The 16,232-nt window shown below is 37.0% G+C and carries 15 protein-coding genes; 3 read left to right on the top strand and 12 right to left on the bottom strand.

Translation table 11 applies throughout. The annotated features are described in order from the left end of the window. Positions 1–200 precede the first annotated feature (200 nt). Positions 201–776, top strand: a complete 576-nt coding sequence (locus RDN22_RS09060) for a GNAT family protein (protein ID WP_308557646.1) — start codon at positions 201–203, stop codon at positions 774–776. Here RDN22_RS09060 and RDN22_RS09065 read toward each other — a convergent pair. After that, positions 751–1,440 carry a DUF554 domain-containing protein gene (locus RDN22_RS09065; protein ID WP_308557648.1) on the bottom strand — a complete coding sequence of 230 codons (690 nt, stop codon included), beginning with the start codon at positions 1,438–1,440 and terminating at the stop codon, positions 751–753. The genes RDN22_RS09060 and RDN22_RS09065 overlap by 26 nt on opposite strands. 214 nt (positions 1,441–1,654) lie before the next feature. Further along, entirely contained in the window at positions 1,655–2,890 is a 1,236-nt protein-coding gene (locus tag RDN22_RS09070; RefSeq protein ID WP_308557649.1) for an LCP family protein, read from the bottom strand. Between the two features lie 161 nt (positions 2,891–3,051). On the opposite strand from RDN22_RS09070, the gene pepF reads away from it, so the two are divergent. Next, entirely contained in the window at positions 3,052–4,848 is a 1,797-nt protein-coding gene (pepF, locus tag RDN22_RS09075; RefSeq protein WP_308557650.1) for an oligoendopeptidase F, read from the top strand. A gap of 62 nt (positions 4,849–4,910) precedes the next feature. Here the strand turns inward: pepF and RDN22_RS09080 are convergent, their stop codons facing one another. The 10 genes from RDN22_RS09080 to rhaB form a co-directional block, all read right to left on the bottom strand. Then, positions 4,911–6,425 (bottom strand): L-lactate permease, encoded by a 1,515-nt coding sequence (locus RDN22_RS09080; protein WP_308557652.1) that lies wholly within the window; start codon positions 6,423–6,425, stop codon positions 4,911–4,913. Positions 6,426–6,575: 150 nt separating this feature from the next. Further along, positions 6,576–7,370 carry a metal ABC transporter permease gene (locus RDN22_RS09085; RefSeq protein ID WP_308557669.1) on the bottom strand — a complete coding sequence of 265 codons (795 nt, stop codon included), beginning with the start codon at positions 7,368–7,370 and terminating at the stop codon, positions 6,576–6,578. Further along, positions 7,370–8,017, bottom strand: a complete 648-nt coding sequence (locus RDN22_RS09090; protein WP_308557654.1) for an ATP-binding cassette domain-containing protein — start codon at positions 8,015–8,017, stop codon at positions 7,370–7,372. Before RDN22_RS09090 ends, RDN22_RS09085 begins: the two co-directional genes overlap by 1 nt. 99 nt (positions 8,018–8,116) lie before the next feature. Continuing rightward, positions 8,117–8,446, bottom strand: coding sequence for an L-rhamnose mutarotase (locus tag RDN22_RS09095; RefSeq protein ID WP_308557655.1), 330 nt, complete (start codon positions 8,444–8,446; stop codon positions 8,117–8,119). A gap of 13 nt (positions 8,447–8,459) precedes the next feature. Continuing rightward, on the bottom strand, positions 8,460–9,719 hold the full coding sequence (locus RDN22_RS09100; protein WP_308557657.1) for an MFS transporter: 1,260 nt from the start codon (positions 9,717–9,719) through the stop codon (positions 8,460–8,462). Between the two features lie 205 nt (positions 9,720–9,924). Beyond that, complete coding sequence (locus RDN22_RS09105) at positions 9,925–10,695, bottom strand: sulfite exporter TauE/SafE family protein (RefSeq protein ID WP_308557659.1); 771 nt, start codon at positions 10,693–10,695, stop codon at positions 9,925–9,927. Positions 10,696–10,821: 126 nt separating this feature from the next. Further along, positions 10,822–11,646 carry a rhamnulose-1-phosphate aldolase gene (rhaD, locus tag RDN22_RS09110; protein WP_308557661.1) on the bottom strand — a complete coding sequence of 275 codons (825 nt, stop codon included), beginning with the start codon at positions 11,644–11,646 and terminating at the stop codon, positions 10,822–10,824. A gap of 37 nt (positions 11,647–11,683) precedes the next feature. Continuing rightward, complete coding sequence (locus tag RDN22_RS09115) at positions 11,684–12,952, bottom strand: L-rhamnose isomerase (RefSeq protein WP_308557662.1); 1,269 nt, start codon at positions 12,950–12,952, stop codon at positions 11,684–11,686. Between the two features lie 16 nt (positions 12,953–12,968). Further along, positions 12,969–13,295, bottom strand: a complete 327-nt coding sequence (rhaM, locus tag RDN22_RS09120; protein WP_308557664.1) for an L-rhamnose mutarotase — start codon at positions 13,293–13,295, stop codon at positions 12,969–12,971. Then, entirely contained in the window at positions 13,296–14,762 is a 1,467-nt protein-coding gene (rhaB, locus tag RDN22_RS09125) for a rhamnulokinase (protein WP_308557666.1), read from the bottom strand. A 222-nt stretch (positions 14,763–14,984) separates the two neighbouring features. Between rhaB and RDN22_RS09130 the strand changes: the two genes are divergently transcribed. Then, on the top strand, positions 14,985–15,974 hold the full coding sequence (locus tag RDN22_RS09130; protein ID WP_308557668.1) for a helix-turn-helix domain-containing protein: 990 nt from the start codon (positions 14,985–14,987) through the stop codon (positions 15,972–15,974). Positions 15,975–16,232 lie beyond the last annotated feature (258 nt).

The raw sequence follows: 16,232 nt of genomic DNA on the forward strand, positions 1-16,232 counted from the left end.
GAGTAAGGCTTAGTTTCATATACTCAAAATTCTGATCAAAGAGAACAAATATCATGCCTTTCATTTGACTTATTACCACATGACTTACTACTTGAGACACTATAACTTCTATTGAACTTATCAAAAATTAGTAGCCTTTGCAACTGCCTAAAGATTAAGTATACTTTTTGTAACATTATTTTCCTAGAAAGGCCGATATTATGACTGAAGAAAAAACACATTACTATTTTTCATTGATTCATTTTACAATCGATGACCTAAATATCAACTTAGTTATGCCGCAAACTTGGCAGGCAGTGGACCTATATCATGCAATTGCAGATGATCGAGCAAGCTTAGGTAAATGGCTACCTTGGGCTTACAAAATGCAGTCAGCTGATGACGAAGCCAAGTTTATCAAGGGTATTCAAGAAAAGATGATCAATCAAAGAATGATTGTATTAACGATCTTGGTAAATGGCCAACCTGCTGGAATGATCGACTTGCACAATTTAGTCAAAAATAAAAAAGGCGAGATTGGCTACTGGCTCTCTAGCAAGTTCCAAGGCCACGGCATCGTTACCCAAAGTACGCTCAAGTTATGCCAATATGCTTTTAGCGAATTAAACTTGCAATATGTTGACTTGATTGTTGCCACCAAGAACACTTCAAGTAGCCGCGTAGCTAAACATGCCGACTTTAAGTTAATGGGCGTTCAGCCCAAGCTCATCAATGACGAACTTGACGGACAGATTTTTAGAAAAATTAATCCTAAAACCAGCCAGTCAGATCTTTAATAATGAAAAAGATGATGGGAACTAGTAATGCTGGTAAGAAGTTCAACGTTTTTACATCACGAATTTTTAGTAATGCGAGACCAGAGCAGGCAATTAGAAAACCACCCACGATGGAAATTTCTGCGACTAATGGACCAGTGAAAAAGCTAGCTGACAAGAATTTGGCAACTAGATAAATACTGCCTTGCCAGCAGAAAAGCACAGGTGCAACTAGCATCATGCCCCAACCAAAGCTAGCGCCGAAGACCATTGAAGTGACAAAGTCCATCATGGCGTTGGTGTACAACATGGTGTAGTCGCCTTTAACTGCCGCCATTACGGGGCCAACGATTGATAAAGCACCGATACAGCACAGCAAGATTTCTGTGGCTAAACCTTTGCCTAGATTGGACTTACCAGCTTTAGCAACTAAGCGGTCAAAGTGGCCTGAAATATCTAAGGCAGTGCCGATAATGCCGCCCAGTGCTAAGCTGACAATAAACAAGACAGGATAGTGGCTTTTAGGCATATTGTTAGTGACGTTTTCCCAACCAATGCCTAGTGCGGCTAATCCCATAGCGATAAACAGAACGTCTTCAAAACGCTTGTTTAAGCCCTTTTTGAGTAAACAGCCAATAGCTGTGCCCACCAATAATGCGAATGTGTTAGCAATTGTTCCTATCATCCTTTTTCACCTCTAGATTTATTTTAGCGCAAAAAAAAACCACGATTAAAGCGCTTGAACATTAAAATCAGGCTTATAATCGTGACGATAACCTTTACCATTAAGTGGTAGCCAATGGAGGGAACTGATCCTTCCCTTCTTGGTACAAACATTATAGCATAATAAAATAGCATCCCTAACTAGAACATTACTAGTTGGGGATGCTATTAATTTTTTACCAGTGGAAAGACCACTTACTGCTGCTTGAAGATGATGAACTAGACGAACTTGACGATGAAGTGCTATTTGCACCATAACCAGAATTTGAACCACTTGCTGGCTTATTTTCGTTCTGATCATAAATCTGATAAGTCGTAAACGCCGTTGGATCATCCCATTTAATATGGTTGTTTTGCTCATTCAATTCATTTTGACGAGTTTCTTCATTATCTAGCGTTTCAGTTTCAAGTCCCAGATTTCTTCTCAACTTGTTAGAAGTCTTTTGTAACTCTTCAGTTGAAGCTACCTGAATTGATGCACCATCGATCCAAGCATCGTGGCCTTGAATATATCCGCTCTTTAAGTTGCTCATGCAGCCGCGGTAATTGAGCGCCAAACTAAGCATGTCGTTGAATGACAAGTTAGTTTTGACATATTTATTAAAAATATCGACCAATTTGCGGTAATTACTAATGGTATTAACTGACATCGCCTTGTGGGCAATTGCTTCAATCACCTGACGCTGGCGAAGTTGTCTACCATAGTCACCACGTGGGTCTTCTTTTCTCATTCTGACGTAAGCTACAGCGTGGCGGCCGTTCAAGTGCTGCTTACCCTTGTGGAAATCACACCAATCATATGAGAAGTCAAACGGCACATTAACATCAACACCGCCAACGGCATTAACTAAACTGCGCAGCGCCTTCATATTAACTTCTACATAGTAGTTAATTGGCACGTTCAACATACTGGTAATCGTCTTCATGCTTGCGGCACTGCCACCTATTTCATAGGCTGAGTTTACCCTAAACATGAAATATTTATTACCTGGATCTCCCTTAATATCGGTTAAAGTATCACGCGGTATTGAGGTCATTGTTGCTGTATTCTTTTGTGGATTAGCTGTCGCCAAAATTATGGTATCGGAATTTCCTCGGTCATGACGACCTTCAATCCCTTGGTCAACACCCAAAACTAAAATTGAAATTGGCTGTTTATTGGCAATTCTAGCAGAAGCTGGGACATTACTACCGCCCTTGCCATCAATTGCGCTGTGAATCGTAAAATACATGTGTGCTGCCCAAGCTACGCCCAAGCAGACTGCAACTAAAGCAATCAATCCAAAGAAGCGAGCAAACATATTGCCTGGCTTATATGAAGATTGATCCGCTGCAATAGCATAATTACGGTGAAGATTAAGCGAGGATTTTTTATTGTGATAATCTTTCCTATGTTCGGAAGTTGGATCCATTCTTTTTATCGTTTCCCTTCAAAATTAATACAAGTTCATTTGTATCACTTTTAATCTCTAGATAAAATAAAAATAGCGATAATTAATAATAACTTATTTTTTGCGTTCAATCCCATAACAGCATAATATTGTAACCAAATTGAAATAACGGAGGAAAAAATATGGCAATTCCAACCAGAAATGAAGTCCCTGAAGACTTGAAATGGGACTTAACCAGAATCTTTAAAAACGACGAAGAATGGGAAAAAGCTTACGCTGAAGCTCAAAAACAAGTTGATGAATTGGGTTCTTTGAAAGGGACATTAACTCAATCAGGTAAGAGCCTTTATGAAGGTTTAAGCAAAATCTTGGCAGTTAAGCGTAATGTTGAAAACATCTACGTTTATGCCACGATGTCTAGCGACGTTGACACTTCAGATGCACACTATTTAGGCTACGTTAGCCGCGTTCAAACTTTGGCTAACCAATTTGAATCTGTTACTAGCTTTATCAGCCCTGAAATTTTGAGCATTCCTGCTGAAAAACTTGCACAATTCAAACAAGATGAACCACGCTTAAAAGACTATGAACACTACATTGAAACAATTACTAATAAGCGTCCACATACTTTGCCAGCTGAAGAAGAAAAAATCATCGCTGATGCTGGAGACGCCTTAAGTGTTTCAGAAAACACCTTTAACGTTTTAACCAACTCCGACATGGAATACGGCTATGTTCAAGATGATGATGGCAACATGGAACAATTGTCAGATGGTTTATACTCACTTTTAATCCAATCACAAAACCGTGAAGTAAGAAAAGGTGCCTTTGACACGCTTTACGCTACATATGGTCAATTCCAAAACTCTCTTGCTTCTACTCTTTCTGGCGTTGTGAAGAAGCACAACTATAACGCTAAGATGCACAAATACGATTCAGCTCGTGAAGCAGCATTAGCTGAGAACAACGTACCTGTGCAAGTTTATGACACTTTAATCAAGGAAGTTGATTCACACCTTGATCTTTTGCACCGTTATGTAGCACTCCGTAAAAAGATCTTAGGCTTAAAAGACTTACAAATGTGGGACATGTACGTACCACTAACTGGTAAGCCTGCTCTTTCTTACAACTTTGAAGAAGCTAAAAAGGTAGCTAAAGAAGCCTTAGCTCCACTTGGTGAGGACTACTTAAAGCATGTCGACTATATTTTTAACAACCGCGTAATCGATGTTGTTGAATCTAAGAACAAGGTAACTGGTGCATATTCAGGTGGTGCATACGATACCGACCCATACGAATTATTAAACTGGGAAGATAACGTTGATTCACTCTACACTTTGGTTCACGAAACTGGTCACTCAGTTCACTCTTGGTACACTCGTAATACTCAACCTTACGTTTACGGTGACTACCCAATTTTCGTAGCTGAAATTGCTTCAACCACTAACGAAAATATTTTAACTGAATACTTCTTAGACCACATCACTGATCCTAAGACGCGTGCATTTATCTTGAACTATTACCTTGATTCATTTAAGGGTACCTTGTTCCGTCAAACGCAATTTGCAGTGTTTGAACAATTCATCCATGAAGCAGATGCTAAAGGCGAACCTCTTACTGCTGATACATTAGACGATGTATATGGTCAACTTAACCAACACTACTATGGCGACAGCGTTGAACCAGGCGGCGATATTGCGCTTGAATGGTCAAGAATTCCGCACTTCTACTACAACTTCTATGTTTACCAATACGCAACCGGATTTGCGGCAGCAACTGCTCTTGCTAACAAGGTTGTTCATGGTACTACTGCTGATAGGGATGCATATTTAGGCTTCCTTAAGGCAGGCTCTAGTGATTACCCAACTGAAATTATGAAGCGTGCTGGTGTTGATATGACTAAGCCAGACTACTTAGAAGATGCATTTAAGACATTTGAAAAGCGTCTTGATGAATTTGAAAGCTTGATTGAAAAATAAATCTAAATATTCATGTAAATAAAAAGCATGTTTCACGTGAAACATGCTTTTTTTATTTTATCTTAAATCATACCCGTTAACAGACCAGTAATGTATAAGAACACACAGCAGACAACTAGATACAAACTGCCCCATTTAACAGTTTCTTTAAGGATTTCACCTTCATCACCCTCGCGGCTAATTGCACCTGTTGCAACGGCGATATTTTGTGGTGAAAGCATCCCTGCCGTAGCACCGGTCATGTTAGAAGCAACAACCCAGTATTTGTTTACTCCAAGGCTAGTTGCTGCAGACAATTGCAAGTTACCAAACAAGACGTTAGCTGAAGTTGCAGAACCTGTTAAGAATGTTCCTAAGGCACCAATTAATGGTGCAAACAATGGATAAACTGGGCCAAGCAAGCTAACTAATGCAGCTGCTAATGCTTCAGTCATACCTGCGTAAACCATGACTTTGGCAAGACCAACGATTGCACAAACAGTCACTGTAGTTTTACCTACACCCTTGATTGATTCAATCAAGATTTGCATCATGCGCTTGAAGCTTACGCCTTGAATTGAGCCACCGATTAGCGTTGCAATTAAGATTAATGTACCTGGGGATGAAAGCCAGTTGATTGAAAGAGTATTAGGATTTTTACCACTATAAACAACTAAGTTGGTTGATACCTTGCCTAATAAGTTGTTAACGGGTGGCACTAGTGATGAAGCCAAAATTACAAAGATAAAGATCAAAATAAAGGTCGAGCAGGCTTTAAGTAGTGCCTTATTATCAGGACGTTCAACGTCTGGTTCTTCTTCGTCTTCATGCCATCTAGTCATCCAAACAGTCACTGCAATTGAGCAGATGGAACCAGCAATTGCAGGAAGTTCGGCACCAACAAATCTAGCGGCAATCACCTGGGGAATAGCCATAGCTAAACCAGACATTAAAGTGATAAGGCCAACGCCCTTAATAGCTTTTACACCGCCACCAGTTAAAATGACCAAGATAAATGGTACAAGTACAACCAAGATGCATAACTGCAAAGAAACAAGGAATGAAAGTGCTACTTGGTCCAAATTAGTTACTTCACCTAAAGTTAAGATTGGCAAACCAATTGCACCGTAAGCAGTGGCTGTCGTATTGGCGATCAAACTGATTACAGAAGCTTGGATCGGCTTTAATCCAAAAGCAATTAAAATCCCTGCAGAAATCGCTACGGCCGTACCAAAGCCGGCAATTGATTCTAGGAAGCCACCAAAGCCCCAAGCAATAATCAAAACGATAATTCGCTTATCTGTAGAAATGGTGGCCAGCATGTCCTGAATTGTTTTCATTCCACCTGACTCAGTCGTTACATTATAAGCAAATAATGCCGCTACAATTACGAACATAATCGGCCAAATACCCATGATGATACCTTCTAAGGCTGCGGTCAGCGTATTTGGTACAGACAATTTAAAGCTAAAAATTGCCAATAAGATAGTTAAAGCAAGTCCAATTATACAAGCGCGAGCTGCTGGCATACGCATTACACCCAGCGAGATGATCAGCCAGATAATTGGAATCAAAGCTATAAAAAATTTAATCCACATCTATATATCTCTCCGTCAAAAATTCTCTAATTATATATTTAATCATTTTTAGACAAAAAATAAAAATTTGAAACATATTTCAATTAATTCGTGGATTATTAAAAAATCAGGCTGAATAGATTCAGTCTGATTCTTTTATTTTGGTTTATTTTAATGATGTTTAATCAAGTGAACTGTATAAGCAAATAGATAAATCACTACTTCAATTGTAGCTATAAAAAATGTCGTAGGCCAATTAGTAACAAAGGCCAAATATAATCCTAACCAAACGCCTACCAAAGCAAATACAACGGACCAAATAATCATAGTAGATATTGTTTTACCAATGTAACGTGCTGTCGATGATGGCAAGGTTAACAAAATGAAGACAAGTAATGAACCTACAATTTGTGCACCAATAGCAACTGACATAGCTAATGTAATTAAGAAAACAATTCCAACAAAACCAGTATGTACTCCATGTGCTACAGCACCGATATGGTCAAATGAATCAAAATTTAAATTCTTTTGCACTGATATTATTAGTATCAAGATAATAACTGATAGTATAATCAGTTCCATGACGCCTTGCTTATCCACGCCGATAATACTACCAAACAAAATATTGGTGGCATAACGGCTATTGGAGCCTGAAATTGCTAAGAACAGAACCCCTAAACCAATAAACAAAGCAGAGATTGCACTGATTGATGATTCTTTTTGGTCGCTGTGCATTGATAATTCACCAACGCAAATTGAACCCAATAACGTAAATAGAAGCATCCCCCATAACGGCGCTATCCCGATAAATACGGCAAAAGCAGCACCAGCAAAGCCAATTTCTGATAATGTGTGAGCTAAAAATGCATAACTACGCGCTACAACATAAATACCAACTACACCACAAGTGATTGCGATAAAAGTGCTTGCTAAGAAGGCATAACGCATAAATTCATATTGAAACATCATTCAAAGTCCTCCTTAAAGTCTTTCATCTTACCTTGCTTAACTGTTCCTTTATTCAAATACAAATATTCATCCATATATTTTTTAGCCAGAGGAATATCATGCGTAATGAACAAAACAGTCATATTCTGTTCTTCATTCAACTTTTTAATTAGCCGCATCAGTTCTTCTTTAGCTACTGGGTCAAGGCTAGCTGTAGCTTCATCCAAGATAATCATATTAGGTCGATCAAGCAAAGCCTGTGCCAAATATGCGCGTTGCTTCTGTCCACCAGAAGCTTCACCCATTCGAATATTTTGGATTTCTTTAAGATTAGTTTCTAATAGTTCATGATCAATTTGTTCTCTTACCTTTTTAGTTTTAAAAAATGGAGCATTCAATTCAATGAAAGAACGAATTGAAAGTGGATATTCTGTATCAATATTTCTAAATTGTGGAACATATCCCCATTTAACATCTGATGAGAATTTATAGGTTCCACTAGTTGGAGCAAGCATTCCCATCAATATTTTAATTAAAGTTGTTTTTCCCGTTCCGTTTGGTCCTAAAAGGGCTGTCATAGATCCTTTTTCTAAATGGAAATTCAGGTCTTGAAAAATAGTCTTAGTATCAAATTTAATCGTTAAATTACTTACATCCAAAATCAATTGAACCTACACCTCTCATCTGCTAAATACTCCTCGCTTCAACTAATAAAAAAGTCCTGTCTGGATTACTAGACAGGACTTTACTATTATTGTTAGTTGCTATTCATCTTCATCTTTTTTGTCTTCGATTCTAAAGATATTTTCCCATACATATTGGAAGCTATCTTCATCATCTGGAATTTCTACCGGTTGAAGATGTGCCCACCATTTATCCTCATTTTGTTTAGCTAATTCTTGATATGGTCTCAGATTTTCAATTTCTAAATAAATATAAGCAAGGCTGGATTTTTTATCTAAATATACTGAAGCATGATGGACAATTGCTTTTTTTAATTCTTGTTTTACATTCTGAAAGTTAAAGTTTAATTGATTAAACTCAGATACAGCTGCAGGATTAAGCCACATCTTTTTTCCTAATCTAATCACCATAATAATTAGCTCCTTACTTTATATCTTTACCATAACGTTCTCTCGTAATTTCATCCAATGATTTACCACGAGTCTTAGGTGTCCAAACGGTACCGATAATTAATGAAATAGCTAAGAAGACAATCATTAATGTTCCGGCAGCTTTGAAGCCCATTCCATTCAAAATAGATGGGAAGATAATTGACCAAATACCAGCACTACCACGAACAGCGAAGAACATAAATCCTTGGGCACCGGCACGATATTTAGTTGGGAACAATTCAGTTGACCATAATGCGTACCAAGCTTGAGCGCCGATACCAGCTGAAATACCCCAGATAATAACAAAGGAGATCAATGCAGGCCAACCCATACCGATGTAAGTAAGAATTACCCAGGAAATTAATGCCATTAAAGCACCAACGAAGAAGAAAATTCTATGATTCCATTTATCACCATGAAGAGCAAAGCCAAAGTAACCAGCTAAAGCAGTGAATGCCCATAAAACAGCTTGCAAGATGTTAGCTTGCATGTTGGTTAAGCCACCAGCAGTTTCATAAACATATGGCATAAAGAATCCCATAGCTCCGGCAACTAAGTTCCAGAACATGTAAACACCAACTAAGAACAAAATTGATTTAATACTTACAATGTTTGAGAACAAGTCTTTATATGGGTGCGGCTTTTCACCGGTTTCTTCTTCATGCTTCTTTTGTTCAATCCATTGTTGAGATTCAGGCAATTTTCTCTGAAGAAGCCAAGCAATAAAGGAAATTACTGTCAAAACAGCAAATAAAATTCTATTACCATTTACTCCTAATGGGGAAAGCAACGTCCCACAAACGAAGATAATTACAGGTCCCATTGACCAAACAAATTGTGAAATACCAATATTTTTAGCACGATTATTATCATTTGAAGTTTCTGAAATATAAGTCCAGGATGCTGGAACACCGGCACCTACTGCCATACCATTAATCAAGAAACCTGCAAGTAACATTGGAAAGTTAACTGAACAAGCAACAATAATTGTTCCCAACATGTAAACCAACATGTCGTAAGTATAAATTAACTTTCTCCCATATTTATCTGATAAGTGTCCACCAATTATCGCACCAATTGCGGCACCAAAGGCATTGGCACTTAAGGCACCTAGCCAACCTACTTGCAAACTATTCAGTTTCAAGTAAGAAGTCCACAATGTTAAGCCGCTGGCCCCTGCTACAATACTACCTGAGTCCAAGAAGTTGGTCAGCGATACTGCCCACGTTGAACCATTACTTTTATCTGCCATTATAAACGCCTCTTAATTTTTAAAATCTTATTATTCCAAGGATCCTTATCTCATACCTTACATATATATTTATACGTTTTTATGTAATCGCTTACAATGACACACAAACTCCTCTTTAGTAACATATTGCTATATTTATTTGAAAGATCAAAAAACGGCCATAAGTGAATTATTTCATCTATAGCCGTCAAAATTTATAAATTTTCTATCCTATAACATATGCCGAATAAAACAGCCAACCTGCAAGAATAATTGAAAAACCAAAAGTTATCCAAGAGACTATTCTAAGCGACAGATATCTAATACTATACTGTCCCAAATAGCCACCTATAAATAGGCCGATCGCCATAGTAATTGCCATCATCCAATTAACATGTGCGCCAAAGATAAAGACAACCAACGCAACTAAATTTGCTAGAGCCCCAACAATATCTTTCATGGCATTAATGGTATAAAATTCATCATCGGACAAATAATTAATACATATCAGGTGTATTACACCAGCAGCTGCGCCAAAATAACCTGAATATAAGCCGCCAAAAAACAGACCAATATAGGCCATAATAATGCCAAATTTGCTTCTCTTTTTTGGCTTATTCTCATTACCTTTTTTGCCATTAGCCAGCATCAATCCAATTGAGGAAAATAATACCAAAAAAGGTACAACTTTTTCAAAAACTTTCCCAGGAAATGCAATTAACAATAAGCCACCAACAATAGAACCTGTCAGTAAAAACAAGCAATACTTACCAAATTCTCCCCAATGGCCTCTCATTTTCTTCGCTGATGCCAGCAGAACCCCTGGCCCAGTGAAAATTAGCGCAGCAGTATTAGTGATGTTAGCTGCAACAGGTGAACATCCCGCAATTAGTAAGGCCGGATATGAAACCAGCGAAGCCATACTAGCAACTGCCGAGACAACACCAGATAAAACACCTGCGATTATTAAAAATACTATTAATCCGATTGATGACATAATGAACATCCCCTATAAAAAGAAAAAGTCGAAATATATGATTTCGACTTTTCTGTTTAATTAAAAATGATCGATGAGGTAGTAATTACTTAGCTTTATTTTGTAGTATCTAAGAAATTCTTATAATTAATCGTCCAAAAAGCCTTTTCTTGGGGTTACGTGGAAGTATTTAGCAATCTCTACTAATTGCTTATCTGTAATTTCGTCTAATCTGTTTCCGCCTTGAGCTTGAATAGCAGTGAAGATAGTAGCAGCCTTTTCAACGGTTTCAATTAAGCCAAAACATTCATCTGGAGTATCGCCAACTGCAAACATACCGTGGTGTGGCCACATAACTACTCTAAATCCATCTGCTACCTTAGCAGCAGTATGTTCACCAATAACTGTAGTACCTGGTGTTTCGTAAGGAATAATACCTAAGCCTTCTGGTAAGACTGGCATTGATTCTGCTTGCATCTTCCAAATAGTCTTACTAAAGTATTTTTCATCCAATGGTTGAGTAAATGACATTGCAATCAAATTAGTTACGTGACAGTGCATAACTACTCTTTGGTTTGGATCTAACTTTAATCTAGCGATATGGTTCATTAAGTGAGTTGGGAATTCACTTGTTGGCATTGCGCCATCGGTGTAGCCCCATACGATTTCACCTTTCTTACCATCATCACTAATACGAACTAATCCCAAATCTTGCTCAGTATTTTGAAATACATTCCTAAAGTAGCGTCCCGTTCCCGTGACCAAAAAGTATTGCCCTGCCAAGGCACTAACGTCAAAACCGAGGTCAAATGTTCTCTTAACTTCTTTAACATCGTCGTAGTCCTTTATTTCATCTGGGGTAATACGAATACTCATATTACCACCGTTACGCTCATCCCAACCATTATCATAACTTTGACGAGTAATATTACACATGTCTCTAACAAATGTTGAATCTTTAAATTTAGCCATCTTTATCTCCAGACAAACTTAATGTTTAAGTTTAATTCTAATTTCTCTTAAATTGTACGTTCTTTTCGTAATCTTTAAGTTCAGTGTACCAATCCATACCAACAGGAACATTGTTGCGTAAGCAGAATTCGTCCCAAACAGCACCAAATGGGAATGACTTAAGCTCTTCAGTTTCAGCTAATCTCAAGGTGAAGTCGTAGTGGTTTTCTGCATCCTTCAATTGTTGAATTGGAGTAAGCAAACCAAGAAGCAATGCCTTTTGAGTTGAACGAGCACCGATTACCCAAGCAGCTACACGGTTAATAGATGCATCGAAGAAGTCCAAACCAATAGTAGTCTTTGAAAGTAAGTTGTCTCTTACTAAGGCACGCATCATTCTAATTAACATATCGTTCATTGCAGGTACGTGGTCACTGTCCCAGTGTACTGGACGAGAAATGTGTAAGAACATACCCTTACCAAATGCTAAGAATGATGATAAGTAGTCTGATGGGTCAACTGCTTCGTGGAAGTGACCGATATCCATACACCAATCTTTACCTCTAGTTAAAGCGTAGTTGTTGTAGAACAAGTGTGAACCAACAGTGTAACTTTCAACACCAGTACCGAATAACTTACCTTCGTAAGATTCCATAGTGTTCTTTTCTGGGTACTTCTTCTTGTTAATTTCATCAAGTGATTCAATCAAGCGTTCACGTGGATCCAATCTGCTGATTGGTTCATCTTTCATACCATCCATGATCCAGAAGTTATCGATTGATTGAGCACCTTGTTCTTCACCCATGTAGTTAGAAATAGCACGAGCATTTTTACCAACTTGAATCCAGTAATCACGAACACTCTTTTCAGGACTTGCTAAAGTCATGTTTTCCTTTACTCGTGGGCTTGAGAAGAATGTTGGGTTAAAGTCAAGGTAGATACCCTTGTCTTTTGCATAGTCAACCCAGAACTTAAAGTCTTCAGGACCAACTTCTGAAACATCCTTCTTCTTACCGTTAGTTACAGCATAGATTTGGTGTAATTGTAATCTTTGTTTTGCAGGGATTAACTTGTAAGCTTCATCCAAGTCACTAGTCAATTCTTCAGGATTTCTTGCAATACCAGGATAATTACCTGATACACCAATACCACCTGACAAAGCTGCATCTGGTGTTAAGAATCCGTGAATATCATCACCTTGCCAGCAAGGAAGTGATACTCTAATGTTTTGTAACTTCTTTAATACTTCTTCTGTATCAACACCAACTTCGGCATAACGTTCTTTGGCTACTTTGTATGCTGATTCAATTTCTTTTTCACTAACCATTATTTTTCTCCTTTAGTTAATCCATGTGGAATACTTCGTGCAAGTCATAAGTTACTGGGCTTTCGTCTGGGTTTACATCCATTAACTTAGCCATATAGTGCCACCATTCTTTGCATCCTTCAGTCTTAGCAATTGCCTTATATTTTTCGATATCGTCAACTTCAAGATAAGCAAAGAGAGTACCTGTCTTCTTATCCAAATAAATTGAGTAATTATGAGCGCCTGCTTCTTTCAATGCCTTCTTCATTTGGGGGAATTTAGTAGGCAAACTTCTGTGGCGTCTTTCATATTCATCAAAGTAATTTGGATTTACATGCATCATTTGACCTAATCTAACTGTCATTTAATTCACCTTCTTAACTGAATGTAAAAAGTTTAAGTAATCTGATAAAACTCCTGCATATTTTCCTTGTTCTGGTGTGAACTTCTTGATATCAAATGAATCACTAATAATTCTTCTAGCTAAGTAAACATTCAATATGTCATCTCTTGTGATCATTTGAACTACTAAGTTACCAATAGCGGTTGCCTCACCAGGGCCGGCATAAACTGGAATTCCAGCTAAGGTACTGGTTAACTGATTCAGCAAGGCTACATTTGATCCACCACCTACAATATTTAAGGTATCGATCTTGTAACCTAAGATATTGTCGAGTTTTTGAATTTGATATGCATAGAACAAAGCCAAGTTTGAGTAAATAGCCATTACGATTTCACCGGGAGTTTGTGGAACCTTTTGGTTGGTTTCTTTACAGTACTTTTGAATTTCCTTAATCATGTTTTCTGGGTTAACGAAACGTTCATCATTAATATTGATGAATTGTCTGAATGGTTTAACTTTAGAAGCCATTTCAGCAAGTTCACTAAATGAATACTTATCGTCAAGTTCACGTTTAACACATTGAACCATCCAAAGACCCATGATGTTTTTCAAGAATCTGTAAGTACCATATGCACCCCATTCATTGGTGTAGTTTTCTTCAAAGGCTTTATCACCATTTTCTGGAACATTAAGTTCAGTACCAAGTAATGACCAAGTTCCTGAACTCAAGTATGCCCAGTGGTGACCCATGCCTGGGGAACCAACTACAGCTGATGCAGTATCATGAGTTGCTACAGTAATTACATCTGTATCTGGTAAGTCATAATCAGGGAATTTGCTCTTATCTAATTTGCCTAATGGAGTACCTGCATCTACCAATTTAGGGAATTGATCTTGTCTTACATTTACTTCTTTAAGCAAATTCTTATCGAACAAGCCTTCTCTTAAACTAAGCATCTGAGTAGTTGAGGCATTGGTTACTTCTAAGACTGCCTTGCCTGTTAGAACATAGCCAATGTAATCAGGAATCATCATGATCTTATCGGTCTTTTCCAATAAGTCTTTGTTTTCTTCATATAATTGATAGAGAGTATTAAAGTCTAAGAATTGAATTCCTGTCTTTTTATAAATTTCTTTTTTGGATACTTTAGCAGTTAAGTCCGTAATAGCATGACTAGTTCTTGCATCTCTGTAAGAAATAGGATCTTCAAGTTTCTTACCATCTTTGCCAACTAATACATAGTCAACAGCCCAAGTATCAATACCTAATGAAATGTGATCATAGCCAGCTTTTTTAATCTTAGCCAAGCCAATAATAATTTCTTTAATAATGTGATCGATGTCCCACCGATCATGTCCATCTTTCATCGTGAAGCCGTTCTTGAATCGATGCATTTCTTTTAATGACATCTTGCCGTCTTTCAGTTGACTGAGCATCAGTCGACCACTAGAAGCACCAATATCAACAGCTACATAAGTCTTTTCCAATTACATCACCGCGCTTTCAAACCTTACAGTTATATTTATACATTCTTATGTAAGGGCTTACAATGACAAATGAAATTGCATATTGTATCATATTGGTAGATAAATATGGATTACTTATATCCAAAAAATGTTAATAAATCGGGATTGTTAATCGCTTACATTTAGAAAGACTTTTGCAATATCAAAATAGTGTATTAAAAGTATCATATTGGGAGGTAAATCATGGACTCTGCATTGCTTACCGAATTTTATAAGTTGAACGATATTGAAAGAAAACAGCTAGAAAATAAAAAATTTTTCTCAGATTTTGATGAAAAGTCTGTTATGAAAAACACTCCATCTTATAAAGTCCCTATTTTTACTGATGATTTCTTTAAAAATAAGAATATTTATATTTCTAAACACAATCGTTTTGCAAATTATCCAACCCATACTCATACTTTCCTAGAAATGAATTACATGCTTTCAGGACAAGCTACTGAGCATGTAGGAAAAACAGAAATCAAATTACACCAAGGTGATATCTTAATTCTTGACGTTGGTACTACTCATTCAATTGACGCTTTAAGTGCAGAAGATATCATGATCAATATTATCTTTAGAAACGATATAGATTTTTCAATGTCCAATATTCAAAGACTTGGGCAATACAACAGTATTATTTCCAAATTTTTGCTTGCAAATGATCATCTAAATAAATATCTGATATATAGAAGTAATCACACTGAAGGACAAGTTCAAAGCACGGCAAATGCTATTATCAAAGAATATTTTCATCCACAAAAATTATCAGATTTATTGATTGATAGTTATCTGCGCACTCTTATTATTCTTTTATCCAGAAATACGGACTTGCATTCAAGTGTCACTATCAAAAAGCAAATGTCTAATTTGGTTCTTTATATGCTAAAAGAAATTTCTAAGCATCCACAGACTTGCAGCTTAAATTCATTAGCCCAAAAAACTAATTACAATAGATCATACTTAGGCAACTTATTTAAAAAAGAGGTCGGTGATACTTTCTCCGATGCCTTAACAGATCAACGCTTGCTAGATGCATATAATTTATTGCTTTCAACCAATCTATCTATCTCTGAAATAATAGAAAAAGTAGGTATCAGCAATAAAACTTTCTTCTATAAAAAATTCAAAAACAAATTCAATGAAATGCCTAATGATGTTAGAACAGCAGGAAATAAGATAATGCAATAATAAAAAAGTGAGCAAAAAATAAAAATTTGAAACATATTTCAATTAATTCGTGGATTTACAAAATTTTTGCTTGCAAGTTTGGCTCACAAAATATATAACATTTAATGGAAAGTAAAATTTCTCACATCATTAAAAAAGCCATTCCGTGGAATAGAATGGCTTTTTTCTACGTAAAGTCAAGCCTCATCTAGGGTTAGACTTGGTATTTTTAGATAATTGTCCTTGATTGTTTTTTGAGGGCCGATTTATTTTTCGTTG

This window comes from uncultured Lactobacillus sp. (genome assembly GCF_902491705.1).
Lineage (GTDB): Bacteria > Bacillota > Bacilli > Lactobacillales > Lactobacillaceae > Lactobacillus.

Excerpts from the sequence above, each read along its gene's own strand:
- RDN22_RS09060 (WP_308557646.1), top strand. The coding sequence starts at position 201 with ATGACTGAAGAAAAAACACATTACTATTTTTCATTGATTCATTTTACA.
- RDN22_RS09065 (WP_308557648.1), bottom strand. The coding sequence starts at position 1,440 with ATGATAGGAACAATTGCTAACACATTCGCATTATTGGTGGGCACAGCT.
- RDN22_RS09070 (WP_308557649.1), bottom strand. The coding sequence starts at position 2,890 with ATGGATCCAACTTCCGAACATAGGAAAGATTATCACAATAAAAAATCC.
- pepF (WP_308557650.1), top strand. The coding sequence starts at position 3,052 with ATGGCAATTCCAACCAGAAATGAAGTCCCTGAAGACTTGAAATGGGAC.
- RDN22_RS09080 (WP_308557652.1), bottom strand. The coding sequence starts at position 6,425 with ATGTGGATTAAATTTTTTATAGCTTTGATTCCAATTATCTGGCTGATC.
- RDN22_RS09085 (WP_308557669.1), bottom strand. The coding sequence starts at position 7,370 with ATGTTTCAATATGAATTTATGCGTTATGCCTTCTTAGCAAGCACTTTT.
- RDN22_RS09095 (WP_308557655.1), bottom strand. The coding sequence starts at position 8,446 with ATGGTGATTAGATTAGGAAAAAAGATGTGGCTTAATCCTGCAGCTGTA.
- RDN22_RS09100 (WP_308557657.1), bottom strand. The coding sequence starts at position 9,719 with ATGGCAGATAAAAGTAATGGTTCAACGTGGGCAGTATCGCTGACCAAC.
- RDN22_RS09105 (WP_308557659.1), bottom strand. The coding sequence starts at position 10,695 with ATGTCATCAATCGGATTAATAGTATTTTTAATAATCGCAGGTGTTTTA.
- rhaD (WP_308557661.1), bottom strand. The coding sequence starts at position 11,646 with ATGGCTAAATTTAAAGATTCAACATTTGTTAGAGACATGTGTAATATT.
- RDN22_RS09115 (WP_308557662.1), bottom strand. The coding sequence starts at position 12,952 with ATGGTTAGTGAAAAAGAAATTGAATCAGCATACAAAGTAGCCAAAGAA.
- rhaM (WP_308557664.1), bottom strand. The coding sequence starts at position 13,295 with ATGACAGTTAGATTAGGTCAAATGATGCATGTAAATCCAAATTACTTT.
- RDN22_RS09130 (WP_308557668.1), top strand. The coding sequence starts at position 14,985 with ATGGACTCTGCATTGCTTACCGAATTTTATAAGTTGAACGATATTGAA.